The 16,958-nt window shown below is 47.6% G+C and carries 17 protein-coding genes; 14 read left to right on the forward strand and 3 right to left on the reverse strand.

Annotated elements, in window-relative coordinates:
- Positions 1-23: 23 nt before the first annotated feature.
- From qoxB to qoxD, 3 genes are read left to right on the forward strand one after another with little or no spacing between them, the layout of a single operon-like run.
- Positions 24-1,973, forward strand: coding sequence for a cytochrome aa3 quinol oxidase subunit I (gene qoxB, locus ACWJJ4_RS01470; RefSeq protein WP_012118743.1), 1,950 nt, complete (start codon positions 24-26; stop codon positions 1,971-1,973).
- A 14-nt stretch (positions 1,974-1,987) separates the two neighbouring features.
- Positions 1,988-2,602, forward strand: coding sequence for a cytochrome aa3 quinol oxidase subunit III (gene qoxC, locus ACWJJ4_RS01475; protein ID WP_003150930.1), 615 nt, complete (start codon positions 1,988-1,990; stop codon positions 2,600-2,602).
- Between the two features lies 1 nt (position 2,603).
- Positions 2,604-2,972: a cytochrome aa3 quinol oxidase subunit IV gene (gene qoxD / locus ACWJJ4_RS01480; protein WP_014419185.1), complete on the forward strand. Its 369-nt coding sequence runs from the start codon at positions 2,604-2,606 to the stop codon at positions 2,970-2,972.
- A 43-nt stretch (positions 2,973-3,015) separates the two neighbouring features.
- Here the strand turns inward: qoxD and ywcE are convergent, their stop codons facing one another.
- On the reverse strand, positions 3,016-3,276 hold the full coding sequence (ywcE, locus tag ACWJJ4_RS01485; protein WP_003150937.1) for a spore morphogenesis/germination protein YwcE: 261 nt from the start codon (positions 3,274-3,276) through the stop codon (positions 3,016-3,018).
- A gap of 293 nt (positions 3,277-3,569) precedes the next feature.
- On the opposite strand from ywcE, the gene ACWJJ4_RS01490 reads away from it, so the two are divergent.
- The 4 genes from ACWJJ4_RS01490 (at position 3,570) to ACWJJ4_RS01505 (ending at position 7,434) form a co-directional block, all read left to right on the forward strand.
- Positions 3,570-4,028 carry a GNAT family N-acetyltransferase gene (locus ACWJJ4_RS01490; RefSeq protein ID WP_454021375.1) on the forward strand — a complete coding sequence of 153 codons (459 nt, stop codon included), beginning with the start codon at positions 3,570-3,572 and terminating at the stop codon, positions 4,026-4,028.
- 201 nt (positions 4,029-4,229) lie between these two features.
- The gene (locus ACWJJ4_RS01495; protein WP_007407709.1) at positions 4,230-5,417 is read left to right on the forward strand and encodes an FtsW/RodA/SpoVE family cell cycle protein; all 1,188 of its coding nucleotides are present in this window, start codon (positions 4,230-4,232) and stop codon (positions 5,415-5,417) included.
- 102 nt (positions 5,418-5,519) lie between these two features.
- The gene (gene nfsA / locus ACWJJ4_RS01500; protein ID WP_021494748.1) at positions 5,520-6,269 is read left to right on the forward strand and encodes an oxygen-insensitive NADPH nitroreductase; all 750 of its coding nucleotides are present in this window, start codon (positions 5,520-5,522) and stop codon (positions 6,267-6,269) included.
- 163 nt (positions 6,270-6,432) lie between these two features.
- Positions 6,433-7,434 (forward strand): LLM class flavin-dependent oxidoreductase, encoded by a 1,002-nt coding sequence (locus ACWJJ4_RS01505; protein ID WP_046560137.1) that lies wholly within the window; start codon positions 6,433-6,435, stop codon positions 7,432-7,434.
- A gap of 41 nt (positions 7,435-7,475) precedes the next feature.
- Here the strand turns inward: ACWJJ4_RS01505 and ACWJJ4_RS01510 are convergent, their stop codons facing one another.
- A complete protein-coding gene (locus tag ACWJJ4_RS01510) occupies positions 7,476-9,887 on the reverse strand; it encodes a S8 family peptidase (RefSeq protein ID WP_046560136.1) in 2,412 nt (803 codons plus the stop codon).
- A gap of 526 nt (positions 9,888-10,413) precedes the next feature.
- Here ACWJJ4_RS01510 and ACWJJ4_RS01515 point away from each other — a divergent pair.
- From ACWJJ4_RS01515 to ACWJJ4_RS01535, 5 genes are all read left to right on the forward strand, one after another.
- Complete coding sequence (locus ACWJJ4_RS01515) at positions 10,414-10,728, forward strand: hypothetical protein (protein ID WP_003150952.1); 315 nt, start codon at positions 10,414-10,416, stop codon at positions 10,726-10,728.
- Between the two features lie 23 nt (positions 10,729-10,751).
- The gene (locus ACWJJ4_RS01520) at positions 10,752-11,582 is read left to right on the forward strand and encodes a PRD domain-containing protein (protein ID WP_003150954.1); all 831 of its coding nucleotides are present in this window, start codon (positions 10,752-10,754) and stop codon (positions 11,580-11,582) included.
- Positions 11,583-11,799: 217 nt separating this feature from the next.
- A complete protein-coding gene (locus ACWJJ4_RS01525; protein WP_153986743.1) occupies positions 11,800-13,182 on the forward strand; it encodes a sucrose-specific PTS transporter subunit IIBC in 1,383 nt (460 codons plus the stop codon).
- Positions 13,179-14,618: a sucrose-6-phosphate hydrolase gene (locus ACWJJ4_RS01530; protein WP_102422056.1), complete on the forward strand. Its 1,440-nt coding sequence runs from the start codon at positions 13,179-13,181 to the stop codon at positions 14,616-14,618. The genes ACWJJ4_RS01525 and ACWJJ4_RS01530 overlap by 4 nt, the downstream gene beginning before the upstream one ends.
- Positions 14,619-14,681: 63 nt before the next feature.
- Entirely contained in the window at positions 14,682-14,957 is a 276-nt protein-coding gene (locus ACWJJ4_RS01535; protein WP_229154584.1) for a DUF1273 domain-containing protein, read from the forward strand.
- A 30-nt stretch (positions 14,958-14,987) separates the two neighbouring features.
- Here the strand turns inward: ACWJJ4_RS01535 and ACWJJ4_RS01540 are convergent, their stop codons facing one another.
- On the reverse strand, positions 14,988-15,800 hold the full coding sequence (locus tag ACWJJ4_RS01540) for a bifunctional hydroxymethylpyrimidine kinase/phosphomethylpyrimidine kinase (RefSeq protein ID WP_003150959.1): 813 nt from the start codon (positions 15,798-15,800) through the stop codon (positions 14,988-14,990).
- A gap of 149 nt (positions 15,801-15,949) precedes the next feature.
- Here ACWJJ4_RS01540 and ACWJJ4_RS01545 point away from each other — a divergent pair, with 149 nt between their 5' ends.
- Entirely contained in the window at positions 15,950-16,288 is a 339-nt protein-coding gene (locus ACWJJ4_RS01545; protein ID WP_003150960.1) for a PadR family transcriptional regulator, read from the forward strand.
- Positions 16,281-16,916, forward strand: coding sequence for a permease prefix domain 1-containing protein (locus tag ACWJJ4_RS01550; RefSeq protein ID WP_454021376.1), 636 nt, complete (start codon positions 16,281-16,283; stop codon positions 16,914-16,916). Before ACWJJ4_RS01545 ends, ACWJJ4_RS01550 begins: the two co-directional genes overlap by 8 nt.
- Positions 16,917-16,958 lie beyond the last annotated feature (42 nt).

Consider the following 16,958-nt stretch of genomic DNA (forward strand, 5'->3'; position numbering starts at 1 on the left):
GAACAAGAAAGGAGGAAGCCCGAATGAAATTGAGATGGGATGAATTTTTTGTAACAGGTGACCCATTAATTCTGGGCGCACAAGTTTCCATTGCGCTTTCCACTATCGCTATCATCGTTGTACTCACATACTTCAAAAAGTGGAAATGGCTCTGGTCTGAATGGCTGACGTCTGTAGACCATAAGAAACTTGGAATCATGTACATTATCTCTGCTGTTATCATGCTGTTCCGCGGCGGGGTCGACGGCTTGATGATGCGCGCCCAGTTAGCGCTTCCTAATAACAGTTTTTTAGACTCAAACCACTATAATGAGATCTTTACGACTCACGGTACGATCATGATTATCTTCATGGCGATGCCGTTTTTAATCGGTCTGATCAACGTTGTCGTACCTTTGCAGATCGGTGCGCGCGACGTAGCATTCCCTTACTTGAACAACCTGAGTTTCTGGACGTTCTTTGTAGGTGCGATGCTTTTCAATATTTCTTTCGTTATCGGAGGTTCTCCGAACGCAGGCTGGACGAGTTACATGCCGCTGGCAAGCAACGACATGAGTCCCGGGCCTGGTGAGAACTTCTACCTGCTCGGTCTTCAGATTGCCGGTATCGGTACGCTGATGACGGGTATCAACTTTATGGTGACGATCCTGAAAATGCGTACAAAAGGCATGACGCTGATGCGTATGCCGATGTTCACATGGACGACGCTGATTACAATGGTTATTATCGTATTCGCCTTCCCTGTTTTGACAGTGGCATTGGCGCTGTTATCATTTGACCGTTTGTTCGGCGCTCACTTTTTCACGCTGGAAGCCGGCGGTATGCCGATGCTTTGGGCTAACTTGTTCTGGATTTGGGGACACCCTGAAGTATATATCGTTATCTTACCGGCATTCGGTATTTTCTCTGAAATTATTTCAGCGTTTGCAAGAAAGCAGTTATTCGGTTACAAAGCGATGGTCGGCTCAATTATCGCCATTTCCGTCCTGAGTTTCCTTGTATGGACCCACCACTTCTTCACAATGGGGAACAGTGCGTCTGTTAACTCTTTCTTCTCGATTACAACGATGGCGATTTCGGTTCCGACCGGGGTTAAAATCTTTAACTGGCTCTTTACGATGTATAAAGGCCGGATCAGTTTTACAACACCGATGCTGTGGGCGCTCGCGTTTATCCCGAACTTCGTTGTCGGCGGGGTAACAGGGGTTATGCTTGCGATGGCTGCAGCGGATTATCAATACCATAATACGTACTTCCTCGTATCTCACTTCCACTATGTGCTGATCGCGGGTACGGTATTTGCATGTTTCGCAGGATTTATTTTCTGGTATCCGAAAATGTTCGGCCACAAGCTGAACGAAAGAATCGGAAAATGGTTCTTCTGGATCTTTATGATCGGATTTAATGTATGTTTCTTCCCTCAATACTTCTTGGGGCTGCAAGGTATGCCTCGCCGTATTTACACTTACGGACCGAATGACGGATGGACTGCATTGAACTTTATTTCAACTGTCGGAGCCTTCATGATGGGTGTCGGATTCTTAATCCTTTGCTACAACATCTACTACAGCTTCCGCTACTCTACTCGCGAGATCAGCGGAGATTCATGGGGCGTGGGACGTACGCTTGAGTGGGCGACTTCATCTGCGATTCCGCCGCATTACAACTTTGCGGTGCTTCCTGAAGTGAAATCTCAAGATGCGTACCTGCAATTGAAAGAAGACAAAACGGATATTCATCCGGAAAGCAAGTTCAAGAAAATCCATATGCCGCACAACTCCGGAAGACCGCTTATTATGTCAGTGGCGTTCGGTATTGCAGGCTTCGGACTTGTGTTTGAATGGTTCTGGATGGGCATTGTCGGCTTGATCGGCATTCTGCTTTGCATGGTGCTTCGTTCATTTGAATATGACAATGGCTACTATATACCTGTTGAAGAAATAAAAGAGACGGAAAGAAAGATTTCCGAATAAAGGAGGCGTGATTTATGGAACATGCAGAACACGGCAATTCTAACGCGCCTATGGAATATCAATCTGAAACCGGCAGACTCAATATTCTCGGGTTTTGGATCTTTTTAGGGGCAGAGATTGTGTTGTTCTCAACACTATTTGCAACCTTCTTCGTTCTTCAAAGAAGAACAGCAGGAGGAGTCTTACCGGCTGAATTATTTGAAGTGAAGCTTGTCATGATCATGACATTCCTGCTTCTGATCAGCAGTTTCACCTGCGGGATCGCTGTTCATGAAATGCGTCGCGGAAGTTTAAAAGGCGTCGTCATTTGGACGATCATTACGCTTCTTCTCGGTGCGGGCTTCGTCGGATGTGAGCTTAACGAGTTCATCCACTATGTACATGAAGGAGCATCTCTCGGTACAAGTGCTTTCTGGTCTGGATTCTTCGTCCTTCTGGGAACGCACGGAACGCACGTAACGATCGGTATCTTCTGGATTGCCGGCATCTTACTGCAATTGAAGAAACGCGGATTAACGCCGCAGACGTCTTCAAAAATCTTTATCTCAAGTTTATACTGGCACTTCTTAGACGTTGTTTGGATCTTCATCTTTACAGGCGTCTATCTCATCGGATTGGGGGGACTATAATATGGCAAACAAATCTGCTGAACACAGCCACTTTCCGTGGAAGCATATCGTAGGTTTTGCGTTGTCTATTATTCTGACCCTGCTGGCCCTTTGGGTTGCGGTATATACGGAATTAAGCCCATCAGCAAAACTGTGGATCATTTTCGGATTCGCATTTATCCAAGCCGGCCTTCAGCTTCTCATGTTCATGCACATGACAGAAAGCGAAAACGGCGGAATTCAAGTCGGAAACACGCTCTTCGGATTTTTCGGAGCGATTGTTATCATCCTTGGTTCCATCTGGATCTTTGCGGCGCACTACCATCACGGTGACCATATGGATGGAAACCCTCCTGGCGGTGCGAAGCAACATTCCGAACATCAGGAATAAAAAGAAACCCTCTTCGTTCAGGCGAAGAGGGTTTTGTGTGCCTTTATTGGCTTCTTCTCCGGCGCAGGCGCGGAAGGCCGTAAATGATAAAGGCGGCGATATGGGCAACGATGACGTTGACGGCAAACAGGATGATCATGAGTGTGTGGCCGAGAGGGGACAGGCTGCTGGTTGCGTAAAAGTAGAAGAAAACCCACATGAGAATAATTGGCGGTATGGCCGAAAGAGCGACTTTTTTGTTATCCAGCCAGATAAAGAGGGGTGTTGCGCTTGCGACCAGTAAATAAGCAAAAAACATGTCCATCTTACATGTCTCCTTTCATTTTATGGGAGCGTTTCCAAAATGAAATACAGAGAATAAAATGTGTCTGTTTTGTGGTCGTTTTTTGAACATTTTGTTACGATTATTATACCATGTTTTCCAATTTTTGATACCGCTTTTTCGAGAAATGTATTGCAACTATTGCCTCATTTTTGGATAGGTACAAGAAACCGAAAAGGTCAAATACCCTGTCACATTTCCGGACAAGGGAATGGCACAGGCTGTGAACCTTTGCTATGTTCAAAGAAAACATGCACAGCAAGGGTGGTTTTGAAGTGGACATAACAAAAGACGATGTCACAGCGCCGGACGTCATTGCGCTTTTGCAGGAGCATCTGAAGAGCATGACCATGCATTCTCCCCCGGAAAGTATACACGCGCTCAATGCGGACCGGCTGCGTCAGCCTGACGTTACGTTTTGGAGTGCGAGGGAAGACGGCGTCCTGCTCGGCTGCGGCGCCTTAAAGGAGCTAAACAGCCGGCACGGTGAGATCAAATCAATGAAAACGGCTCCGCCTCATGTCAGAAAAGGCGCAGCCAACCGGATCCTCCGCCATATGCTTGAAGAAGCAAGGCGGCGGGGCTATGAGCGGATCAGCTTAGAAACCGGTTCTATGGAGGCTTTTCTCCCCGCCAGACGCCTGTATGAAAAAGCAGGGTTTCAATATTGTGATCCGTTTGCACATTATAAAGAGGACCCGAACAGCTTGTTTATGACGTTAAACATAAGCTGAAACCCCTTTTCTGACGAGAAGGGGTTTTTTATCGGAAAAGTTTTATCATGACCGAAACATTTCCTTTTCTGACACGTCATATGTCGTGTAGTCCCCAAACCGTAAAAAATAAAAAGGAAGCAACCTCATCATGTTTTCTTGAACGGTGTTCATGTATAATAAACAATAGTGACTTCCGATGAAAATGTAAGGCGGGATAGAATGAGTCGATATAAGAAACAGCAAAATCCCTATTATCAGGGGGATTTGATTTTTATATTTGGTGTGTTTTTAATAATTAGTGTTGCGGCGATTTATGCGGCTGGACAGTTCGGGCAGTATGGAGGCAGTGCCTGGATGAAGCAGATTGTCTTCTATGTTATAGGTGCGGGATTCATCGGATTATTGCTGTACTTTGATTTAGAGCAGCTTGAGAAACTGAGTCTGTATGTATTGATTGCCGGCGTGCTGTCGCTGCTCCTTCTGCGTGTGGCGCCGGAATCCATCGCGCCGATTAAAAACGGAGCGAAGAGCTGGTTTCAAATCGGAAACTTTACCCTCCAGCCCTCTGAGTTTACGAAAATAGGAATTATGATGATGGTCGCGTCCATTATATCGAAGGCGGGCCCGAAGGATCAAAGATCACTTCGGGAAGATGTGAATCTGCTTTTGAAAATTGCGGCATGGACGGTTATTCCGATCGGGATGATCGTTTTGCAGGATGCCGGAACGGGTGCGATCTGTCTGTTTATCGTTATGGTGATGGTGTTTATGTCAGGTGTAAACTGGAAGCTGATCACCATCATCGGCGGTTCGGCCGCGCTTGTGCTTGGCCTATTCTTAGTGCTTGTAATTGAATTTCCCCATGTGGCGAATTCGATCGGTATTGCGGATTATCAAATTAACCGGATTACATCGTGGATGTCTGACTCCAGTGCGGCAACGACTCAGGCCGAGAGCGATAAAAGCTGGCAGGTGGATCAGGCCGTTATGGCGATCGGATCGGGCGGCATTACCGGAAACGGCGTTCATAATCTGAAAGTGTACGTACCTGAGGGACAGACTGACTTTATCTTTGCGATTTTGGGTGAAAGTTTTGGGTTTTTAGGCTGCGCCATTGCGGTTGTCATGTTTTTCTTTTTAATTTACAGGCTTGTGGTGCTGATTGACCGCTTGCATGCGTTTAACCGATTTGGCGCGTTTTTTTGCGTAGGGTTTACTGCACTTATCGTGATTCACACCTTCCAGAACATCGGGATGAATATCGGCATTATGCCGGTTACAGGTATTCCGCTGCTGTTTGTCAGCTATGGGGGGAGCTCGGTGCTTTCTACATTAATCAGCTTCGGGATCGTATATAACGCAAGTGTGCAGCTGACGAAATATAAAAGCTACTTGTTCAATTCTTAATGTGAGACGGCTCGTTTTTCGGGCTGTCTTTTTTTGTTTAGAGCATTTCGCTTTTGGCATGATACTCTTTCGGATATGATATATAGAGAAGGAGGCTTTTATATGAACAATACCATCGAAACCATACTTAATCATCGGTCGATCCGATCATTTACTGACGAGCTTCTGACAGCAGAAGAGATAGATACATTAGTGAAAAGCGCCCAGGCGGCGTCAACGTCCAGTTACGTGCAGGCTTACTCCATCATCGGCGTAACCGATAAGGAGAAAAAGCGGAAGCTGGCGGCACTGGCCGGAAACCAGCCTTACGTCGAAAATAACGGGCACTTGTTTGTGTTTTGCGCTGATTTGTACCGCCATAAAAAACTTGCTGAGGAAAAAGGCGAAAACATTACCGAGCTTCTTGAGAATACGGAAATGTTTATGGTCAGCGTCATTGATGCCGCACTTGCCGCACAAAACGTAAGTGTTGCCGCGGAATCAATGGGACTCGGCATTTGTTATATCGGAGGCATTCGAAATGAACTTGATCAGGTGACGGAAGTGCTTGGAACGCCTGACCATGTGCTGCCGCTGTTCGGCTTGGTAGTCGGTCACCCCGCTCATCCGTCCGGTCAAAAGCCGCGCCTGCCGAAACAAGCCGTATATCATGAAAACACGTACGATACGAATGAAGAAAACTTCCGCAGTTATATGAAGGAATATGATGAAACCATTTCTGATTATTATGATAAACGGACAAACGGCAAGCGGGTTGAAACGTGGTCTGATCAAATCCTGCAGTTCATGAAACAAAAACCGAGAACCTATTTAAATCAATATGTAAAAGATAAAGGTTTTCAAAAGAATTAAGAAAAAACCTCTCCTGACCGGGAGAGGTTTTTTTATGTTTCACGTGTAACATATTTCGACAAAATGGAACAAGGTATATAAATGTTTATCATCAGGGATGCTTATAAGCATACAGAAAGAAAAAACGGCTTAGCAGTGGTACGATGTTGATGAGGTGACAGTGATGATTTCATTAAGTATATTGGATCAATCTCCTGTATCAGAAGGGTGTTCTGCGGAAAGTGCACTGCGGAATACAGTAAGACTGGCGCAGGAGGCGGAAAAGCTCGGATATAAGAGGTTTTGGGTGTCAGAGCATCATTTTTCAGAGCGGTTGGCGGGTTCAAGCCCTGAAGTGCTGATCAGTCATATTGCGGCGAAAACGAATGACATTCGGGTAGGATCAGGCGGTGTCATGCTTCCGCATTACAGCGCATATAAAGTGGCGGAGAATTTCCGCGTGCTTGAAGGGTTGACGCCGGGCAGAATCGATCTCGGATTAGGGAGAGCGCCGGGCGGAATGCCGATCGCATCATGGGCGCTGAATGACGGAGGGAAGCGTAACGCTGATCAATATCCGCAGCAGCTTCGTGAGCTGGCGATGTATTTGCATGATGCAGCTGATGACAATCACCGTTTTCCGAATCTGACCGCATCACCCCTTATTAAGACGGCGCCGGAAGTCTGGCTTCTCGGTTCTTCGGGGGAAAGCGCGCTTCTGAGCGCAGAAATGGGAGCAGGCTATATGTTTGCCCACTTTATTAATGGAGAAGGCGGAGAAAGCACGACAGCACAATATAAGCGCAGATTTAAACCTTCTGTATTAGGAAAAGAACCAAAAACAGCCGTGGCGGTGTTTGTGCTGTGCGCGGATACGGAGGAGAAAGCGGAGGAACTCGCGGCCGTCATGGATTATACGCTGCTTGCGGGTGAACAGGGGATTCCGCTTCACGGCGTACCGTCTTACGAAACCGTCCGCGGCAATACGTATACACCGTATGAACAAAGACGAATTGCCGATAATCGGAATCGGATGATCATCGGAACGAAGCAGCAAGTGAAGGAACAGATTTTGGCTCTCAGTAAAGCATATGGAACGGAAGAAGTGATGGCTGTAACCATTACTCATCATTTTGAAGATAAACTTCAGTCATACCGTCTGCTTCGAGAAGCTTTTGCCGAATAATCAGAAAGAAACCCTGCTGATGCTCCAGCAGGGTTGTTCGGTTATTCAATGATAAAAGGTTTTTCAGTCAGCACCTGGCTTGATTTCCCTTTGTTCGCGGCATAGGCCAGCATATAATATTCTCCTGCCGGAAGTGCGGTGTCACCATTGACTTTGCCGTTCCAGTCGAAATATTGATAGCCTTTATCCTGCTTTTTGTAGATGCCGGCTTGGCCGACAAAGTCAAGATTACTGTCATATACAAGGAAGGCAAGCTCTTCGGCTCCCGCCGGAAGATAGGTTTCAATTTGGTAGGTTCCCTGCGTTGTGCCGTCCTGTACGTCGATTGACGTCACGCGCGGATAGTCCGGCTCTTTTACAATCAGGAGCGTCGGCACTTTTGCGACTGTTTTTCCGCCTTCACGCACTGTGACGGTTCCCTCATAGGTGCCCGCCTTTACTTTTTTGGCATTGACCTTTACTTTCGCATTGACCTTTCCGGTTTGATGAGCGGGGATCACGACCCGGTCTGTGCCCGAAACGGTAATGCCCGTGCCGTTGAAAGAATACTCGAGCTGATATGATTTTCTGATGGACGATTGGTTTTCAATCGTAAAGGTTTCTTTTTTCGTTTCATTGCCTTTGTCTTTCATAAACGTTCCGTAAGAATAACTTCCCGGGGCGACAAGGGAGTCTGCTTTGATCGCCTTCATGATTCTGATGCTTCCGGCGCCTTGCGCATTATGCGGGTATACGTCACCGTCCGCGTCCGTTAAGGTTTCCGCCGTGTTCATGAGAGCGGCTTTTATTTGTTCCGGGCTCCATTTCGGTTTGGCCTGCTTGATGACGGCAGCTGCGCCGGCTACATGCGGAGAAGCCATGCTCGTTCCCTGTTTCGATCCGTAGCCGTACGGGTCGGCCGGATCATGGGTCGGAATGGTGCTCACGATGTTTACGCCGGGAGCAGAGACGTCAGGTTTAATCATCCACGTGTCCATAACCGGGCCGCGTGACGAAAAGTCTGCCATTTGTTCAGTGAGCGATTTAGCGACGGATAAATGGAATGTCGCTTTTGTGCCGCCCGCTTTTAATTGGCTGACGAGTTTTTCGCCGTCTTCTGATGAAAGCTTAACCGTCGGTACGGACATGCCCGGTACGTTGGCTTCAATTTCTCCCGGGGCATTGTTATACACAACCATACCGATCGCGCCCGCTTTTTTGGCGTTGTCTGCTTTATCCACAAAGGCGATGCTGCCCCGTTTGACGACCGCGACTTTTCCTTTCAGATCTTTGCCTTCAAAATCCTTTTGCTCGCCGATACCCGCCTCTATGAGCTCTGTTTCTTTTTTATTCAGTGCTTTTATATCATCTTCTTTGTTGTAGCCCATTACTTTCGCTGAGGAATAGGAACCGAAGGAGACGGCGTACTCGTTCAGCGGCAGCTGTGTCGCTCCGACGGAGATGGCTTCTCTGGACGTTCCCGGAGAGCCGACGGTCCAATTGTTCGGCCCGCTGTTTCCGTTTGATGTAACGGCCGTGACGCCTTCTGACATCGCCCAGTCAAGCGCCGTGCTTGTCGCCCAGTCCGGGTTATTCACAGAATTGCCGAGAGAAAGGTTCATGACATCCGCTCCGTCCTGTACGGCGCGTTCAATGCCGGCGATGACGTTCTCCGTTGTTCCGCTTCCGCCCGGACCGAGCACACGGTAGGCAAGGAGTGTAGCATCCGGTGCGACGCCTTTAATCGTTCCGTTTGCCGCTACCGTGCCCGCGACATGAGTTCCGTGGTCAGTCGACGCGCCTCTCGGATCACCGGACGGTGTTTCTTCAGGATCGTAATCGTTATCCACAAAATCGTATCCTTTATATTGTCCGAAATTTTTCTTTAAGTCAGGGTGTTTATATTCGACACCGGTGTCAATAATGGCCACCTTGACGCCTTTCCCCGTATAGCCGAGCTTCCACGCGTCATTTGCCCCTATATAAGGCGCGCTGTCATCCATCTGCGGAGACACGGCATCCTTAGATAGGGTGATGTCTTTATCTTTCAGCTGATCGGTATGATAGGTGACGTTCGGATAAACCGCTTTGACATCCTGATCACTCAGCAGTTTGGGGATTTCATTTGCCGGGAGTTTCATGGAGAAGCCGGAAAACACTTGCTCATATTCCCTGTTGATTTTTCCGTGTTTAATGGTTTTGAGCGCTTTCTTTTTCACCTTTGAGCGTTCGCTTTTCAGCTTGCTTTTTGTCTGTGCTTTGCCGAGTTCCTTTGCTTCCGCCAGTGACTTTTCCTTCAGCTCGACGATGACTGTCGTTTGTTTGCCGGTGGTCATATCAATGTCACCAAATACCTCAGCCTTCTCAAGATCAGGAGTTTGCGGTTTTGAAGCCGGCGCAGCCTGTGAACTTGTGGATAAGGTAAAAGATAAGACAAAAGCCGGAAGCAGATAACGGATGATTCCTTTTTTCAATCGTGTTTCCCCCTTTTTTTTTTATCTGAATTAGAAATCTAGTATATATTTCTTGAAAATTCAAAATAATCCTTGTGACATATGACTCATTTATGGAAATTGGTCTGTGAATAAGGAGGGAGTTATACACAGAATCCTGTGTATAACTGAATAAAATTGTGTATATATATTGTTGGGAACGAGTGTTCCTATACAAAATATAGATCGAGTTTGTGGATATGTGGATATACCCTGTGTTTAAGCTGTGCTTAACCAAGGGATAAGGTGTGTATAACTTTTTTTATCGGCTTTTCCATTTTTCAGGTCATTTCCATCAGCTTTCAACAAAACTTCTGAAAACTAGTTTGTTTTTTCACTCATATTGTGACAAACAATTCGCCCGGCCGCGTCTATCATAGAGTCATAGGGTTGCTAGACCCGCTAGTTTTTAGCGGAGAAGGATCGGCCGCCTTTTCCGTTAAAGCGGAGAGAAAAACAGGCCTGCGAACAAGCTGTCTGTCAAAAAGAAGCGGAGGGATGATTTGCAATGAAACGTTTGCTAGTATCTTTACGGGTGTGGATGGTCTTTCTGATGAACTGGATGGCGCCGGGTAACGGAAGATATCCATTAGCCGCCGTGTACGGAAACCAAGCGGCTTATCATAAGAAAGCGAAGCGGACGGCTGGGGCTTTTTCGTTTGTGAGCCGTGTCCGATCGGCGGATTTGACCGATGAAACGAAATCGGCCCGCGGCAGGCTGGATAAAAATCGATGGATGCCTGTCCGCAAAGAATTGCCGAAACGGGAGCGCGCGGGTCCGGCACCTTTACATCATATGAAAAAGAGGGTACAATCCCACTAAACATATGAACGGGAGCGAACCTCTTGAGAATAGACAAAGTATTAAATAACAATGCGGCGTTAATAAAAGAAGACGGACGGGAAAAGATCGTAATGGGTCCCGGAATCGCTTTTCAAAAGAGAAAAAATGATGTGATTCAAAAACATAAAATTGAAAAAATATTTGTCGTGCACGACGAAAATGAAAAGTTCAAACAAGTGTTAGAAACGCTTCCCGAAGAGCATATAGAGGCGGCTGAAGATATCATCAGCCATGCGGAGGGAGAGCTTGCGGCACCTTTGAACGATCACATCCACATTGCGCTGGCGGACCATTTATCCTTTGCGATCGAAAGGATTCAAAACGGCCTTCAGGTGCATAACCGATTGCTTCATGAAATTAAGGCGCTTTATAAAAAAGAATATGAAATCGGCCGCTGGGCGGTTGAACACGTGAAACAAACCCTCGGTATATCATTGCCTGATGATGAGGCGGGGTATATCGCGCTTCATATCCACACTGCCAAGGCGGATGCCAAAAGCATGTATTCGGCGATGAAGCATACAACCATGATCAAAGAAATGATCGAAAAGATCGAATCCTTTTTCGAACAGAAGGTGGATGAAGACAGTATTTCCTATCAGCGCCTCGTCACGCACTTGCGGTATGCGGTCAGCCGGTTGGACTCAAATGAAGCACTCCATTCCATGGACGAGGAGATGCTTTATTTCATCCAAAAAAAGTATCCGTTTGCTTATCGGTGTGCGCTTGAACTGGCGGCGTTCTTAAAAAATGAATATGATTTGGAACTGCCGGAATCCGAGGCCGGCTATATTACGCTGCATGTCCAGCGTCTGCAAAAAAACCCGGAATAACGCGTCTGTTTCGAGAAACAGACTTTTTTTTTGAAAACATATTGACGAAAGCGCTATCATGAAATAAAATGAAAGCGCATTAAAAAACTGAATCGGCGGGATTGTGACTGGTAATGCAGGCAAGACCTAAAATTTGCGTACATGAAAAAGGGATCATGCTGACCTTTTTCGTTGGCGAATTTTAGGTCTTTTTTGATTTTAGAAAGGGGGATACATCATGAATTATCAAGAAACGGCAAAACAGCTTATCAAACATATCGGAGGGAAATCAAACATCATCAGCGCGACACATTGCGCCACACGGCTCAGGCTCGTCATTCAAGATGAACAGAAGATCAGCCAGGCCGATATTGAAGAGACAGAAGGAGTAAAAGGGGCTTTCAGCAGCTCGGGGCAATATCAGATTATATTCGGCACCGGCCTTGTGAATAAAGTGTATGACGCTTTTTCAAAAGAAGCCGATTTGGAGCGGGAGGATCGTGAGACACATCAGGACGCAGCGAAAAAAAAGCTGAATCCGGCCGCAAGATTTGCGAAAACACTGTCTAACATATTCGTTCCCATCATTCCGGCTATCGTGGCAAGCGGACTTTTAATGGGGCTGCTCGGCATGATGAAGGCTTTCCACTGGGTGTCTGAACAATCATCGCTGTTTAAGCTTTTAGACATGTTTTCAAGCGCGGCGTTTATCTTCCTGCCCGTATTCATCGGGTTCAGCGCGGCGAAGGAATTTGGCGGCAATGCCTATCTCGGTGCCGTGCTCGGGGGGATTATGATCCATCCGGCGCTATTGAATCCGTGGGGGCTTGCGGATGCATCGCCTGATTTTATGCAGCTCTTCGGCTTCGACATTGCGCTGCTCGGCTACCAAGGGACGGTCATCCCCGTACTGTTAGCCGTTTACATTATGAGCAAAGTGGAAAAGGGCACGAGAAAAATTGTGCCTCACGCATTCGACTTATTGGTCACCCCGTTTGTCACGGTGATTGTCACAGGATTTATCACCTTTATCGCAATAGGTCCTCTTGGCAGGGCAATCGGATCAGGCATTACCGTCTCGCTGACATATGTGTATGATCATGCGGGCATTGTTGCCGGACTTCTTTTCGGCGGTCTTTATCCGCTTATTGTGCTTACCGGTGTGCATCACAGCTTTCATGCGATTGAGGCCGGCCTCATCGCTGATTTGGGCAGAAACTATATCCTTCCTATCTGGTCGATGGCGAATGTCGCTCAGGGCGCGGCGGGACTGGCTGTATTTTTCCTGACGAAAAAAGCGAAAATGAAAGAAATCGCCCTGCCTGCCGCATTTTCCGCTTTTCTCGGCGTAACCGAACCAGTCATTTTCGGTGTGAACCTAAGGTACCGTAAGCCGTTTATCGCGGGAATGATCGGCGGAGCGCTGGGAGGGGCCTATGTCGTGGTGACCGGTGTCGCAGCCAATGCTTACGGTCTGACCGGAATTCCGATGATTGCCATCACGGCTCCGCTAGGTTTAGGAAATCTTATAAACTATCTGATCGGAATGGGCATCGCCTCTGTTTCGGCGTTTATTGCCGCTTACATTATGGGAGCTAAAGAAAAGGAGGCCGTCAAATGAGGACACCGGATCAAGAGCTGCGCCTGCAGGCTGAGGAAGTGAAAAAGAAGCGGCAAGAAACAGCCGCGTCAGATCCATACCGCCAGAACTATCATGTTATGCCGCCGGTCGGGCTTTTAAATGATCCGAACGGCGTCATCCAATGGAACGGCGTCTATCACTTGTTTTTTCAATGGCAGCCATTTCATACGGGGCACGGCGCGAAATTTTGGGCGCATGTGACGACGAAGGATTTCGTTGAGTGGAAAGAGGAAGAAATCGCGCTTGCGCCGGGTGAGTGGTATGACAAAAACGGCTGTTATTCCGGAAGCGCCATCGAAAAAGACGGGCGGCTCTGCCTGATGTACACAGGCAATGTCCGTGACGGAGAAGGAAATCGGGAAACGTATCAATGCCTCGCCGTATCCGAAGACGGGATCGTATTTGATAAAAAAGGAGTCGTCACGCGTCTCCCGGAAGGCTATACCGCTCATTTCCGTGATCCGAAGGTGTGGGAGAAGGACGGGGCGTATTACATGGTGCTCGGCGCGCAGACAGAAAAGCTCACCGGAAGCGCTGTGTTGTTCACGTCAGAGAACTTGACGGATTGGACGTTTCTCGGTTCGATTGCGGGGGCGGACTCGGGCGGTCTCGGGTCATTCGGCTATATGTGGGAATGTCCCGACCTGTTTTCCCTTGACGGAACCGACGTGCTGCTCGTATGTCCGCAGGGGCTTGAAGCCGACGGGATAAAATATCATAACAGCCACCAGGCGGGCTATTTCCTCGGCAGGCTGCATACAGAGCCGCCAGAATTTAAGCATGGTGAATTTACGGAGCTTGACAGAGGATTTGATTTTTATGCGGCGCAGACGCTGGAAGATGATAAGGGACGGAGGATTCTGTTCGCGTGGATGGGCGTTCCGGATCAGCATGAGGACAAACATCCGACACATGCGTATCACTGGATTCACTGCTTAACGATGCCGAGACAGCTGTCACTGTCCAACGGCAGAATCATACAGCGTCCGCTCCCGGAAATGAAATCGCGCCGCACGGATGAACAAAAGCGCAGTCTTCAATTGAATTGCTCGTCTGTAAGCCTCCCGGTGAAAGATGCGTCCCGGGCTGAAGTGCTGCTGGAAGACATCACTTGCGAATCCGGTTTTGAAATCTCAATTCGGGGTGCGTCCCGGTTTATATTTCATCAGGAAGAGGGGCTGGCTGTGCTGGAGCGCACTGCTTTCAGCGGAGAAGAAAAAGAAAAGAGAAGCTGCGCCATCAGCGAGGTGCATTCCGTCCAGCTCTTTCTGGATGCATCCTCCATCGAATTGTTTTTGAATGATGGAGAAGAGGTATTCAGCGCCAGATATTTTCCTTTCCCGGGAAATGATGACGTAACCGTCACTTCGGTTGGAAAAACGGAAATAAATGCCTCAATTTGGACACTTTTGTAGAAAATCGTTCTTTTTTCTTATGTGAAACCTATGCCATCTGTGCTATTCTTCAAACGAAAGCCTATGATTCCAGGAATAAAAGGAGTTGTTTTCTCAGCTTTGAAAAATCAGAAGATGACGCCGAAATGTTTACTTGTCAAAGCCGCAGAGCAAGTGGAAGATAAGCGGGAAGAATATAAAGAAGTATTGCTTCAGCTGAATCGCATGCTCAAGAGGGCTGAGCCGCACAATGAATGGAGTGATCGGCTGAGGCATACATATGAACAGATGAAGGAATATGCGCTGTTTGTGCAATCGATTGAGATGTTTTTGCGGTCATCCGCGAAAAAAATGAAATAATCCCCCTCGATCATGAGGGGGATATTTATTTTATTTTCCGCTAAGACGCATCGCCGAATGTTTAGTCGGTCCGATGTATTGGTTCAGCGGGAAAGATTCTTTGATTGCCGCAGTGATAAATTCTTTTGCCGCATAGATGGCTTCCTTCACTTCAGCGCCTTTGGCCAGTTCTGCCGTCACTGCGGCGGAGAATGTGCATCCGGCTCCGTGCGTGTAAGGCGTATCAATCATTTCGCTTTCTAATACTTCAGCGGTTTCTCCGTCATACAGCACGTCGATCGCTTTTTCATGTTTCAATTTGCCTCCGCCTGTAATCAATACATATTTCGCGCCGAGTTCGTGAATTTTCTTGGCCGCTTCTTTCATGTCTTCCACCGTTTTTAATTCATCCATACCGCTCAGCTGGCTTGCTTCAAACAGATTTGGCGTGATGACGGTTGCCAGTGGCGCCAATTGGGTGCGAAGCGCTTCGGCATGCTCCGGATACAGCACTTCGTTCGCTCCTTTGCAGACCATGACAGGATCGATAACGACATTCTTCAGCTGTTTTTCTTTAATCGTTTTCGCCGCAAGCTCTATGATCTCCACGGTAGGGAGCATTCCCGTTTTCATGGCGTCTACGCCGATTCCGTCAACAATCGTCGCCAGCTGTGCGCGAATCGTATCGGCATCAATCGGAAATACTTGATGATCCCAGCTGTTCTCCGGGTCCATCGCTACGATCACGGTCAAAGCCGTCATTCCGTATACGTTTTTTTCTTGAAATGTTTTTAAATCGGCCTGAATTCCCGCGCCGCCGCTGGAATCAGAACCGGCAATAGTAAGTGCTTTGTGCATTGACATATCAATGGCCTCCATCAGTGTTTTATATCTCATTATAGTTAGATTTTCTCCCGATCACAATACGGAAGGCTTGGAGGAATGATTTGACAGCCGCGGGGGATGTGCGTACAATACCTACATAAGATTACTAGGTAAGGGTGAGAAAATAAATGCTCAACAGGGAGCTTGTAAAGGGAAGCACGGTCATTCTGGTGCTGACGCTGCTGAATGAACGGCCCATGTACGGGTATGAACTTGTGAAAGAAATGGAGAAAAGAAGCGGGAATGAACTGCAAATGAAGGAAGGTACGCTGTACCCATCGCTTCATAAGCTTGAACGCCAAAGCTATATTTCTTCTTACTGGGAAAAGCAGACCAAAGGGCCCGACCGAAAATATTACCGGATCACCGATGAAGGAAAAAACATTCTAGCCGAACGGACGAAGGAATGGAATCTGTTCTCCGCTCTGATGGACCGGATGCTGAAGCGGGGCGGGCAGAATGGATAAGGACCTTTATGTGCGGGAAATCAGAAAAGGGCTGGAAGGCAAGGCCGGAAGCCGTGAATTATTAAAGGAAATCGAAAGCCATATTCATCATGCCATTTGTGATCATCTGGAAAAAGGCAAAACCGAAAGCGAAGCGATGGAGCTTATCCTGCGGGAAGTGGGGACTCCGTCTGAGATTATCTCTGCTTTTCAAAAAGCTTCGACGGTTCCCGCGCGGACTTTTATGCTCTTTTATCTGTTCTGCAACTGCGGTCTTTTTGTGATGGGGGCGATGATTACGATGATGCACGCGTGGAGAATTCATCCCGCAGTTGACGCGCTGTGGAAAGGGATTTCCGTGTCAGTATGGCTGATTATGATCGGTTATGTGCTGTATTGGTTCCAAATCGGCTATCAAGCTGGCAAAGAGTTCGGGGCAGGCGGCAAAAAGCTTGCTGAGCGGACGGTATGGGCTTCAATGGTGCCGAATCTATGTTTTATGTTTGTCTTTTTGTTCAATCTGGTTCCGGCTAGGCTGTTTCCTTCGGCGGTCACACCGAGTTTTGCGGCAGTATGCGCCGTTGTGACGGTATGTTTTCCGTTTTGCGGCAAAATGGGTTTTTACGCAGGCAGGCAGAGACTTGCCTGATCTTTTTCACTATATACATAGGGAATCTATATAGGGGTGTTA

Source organism: Bacillus sp. JK62, assembly GCF_053663455.1.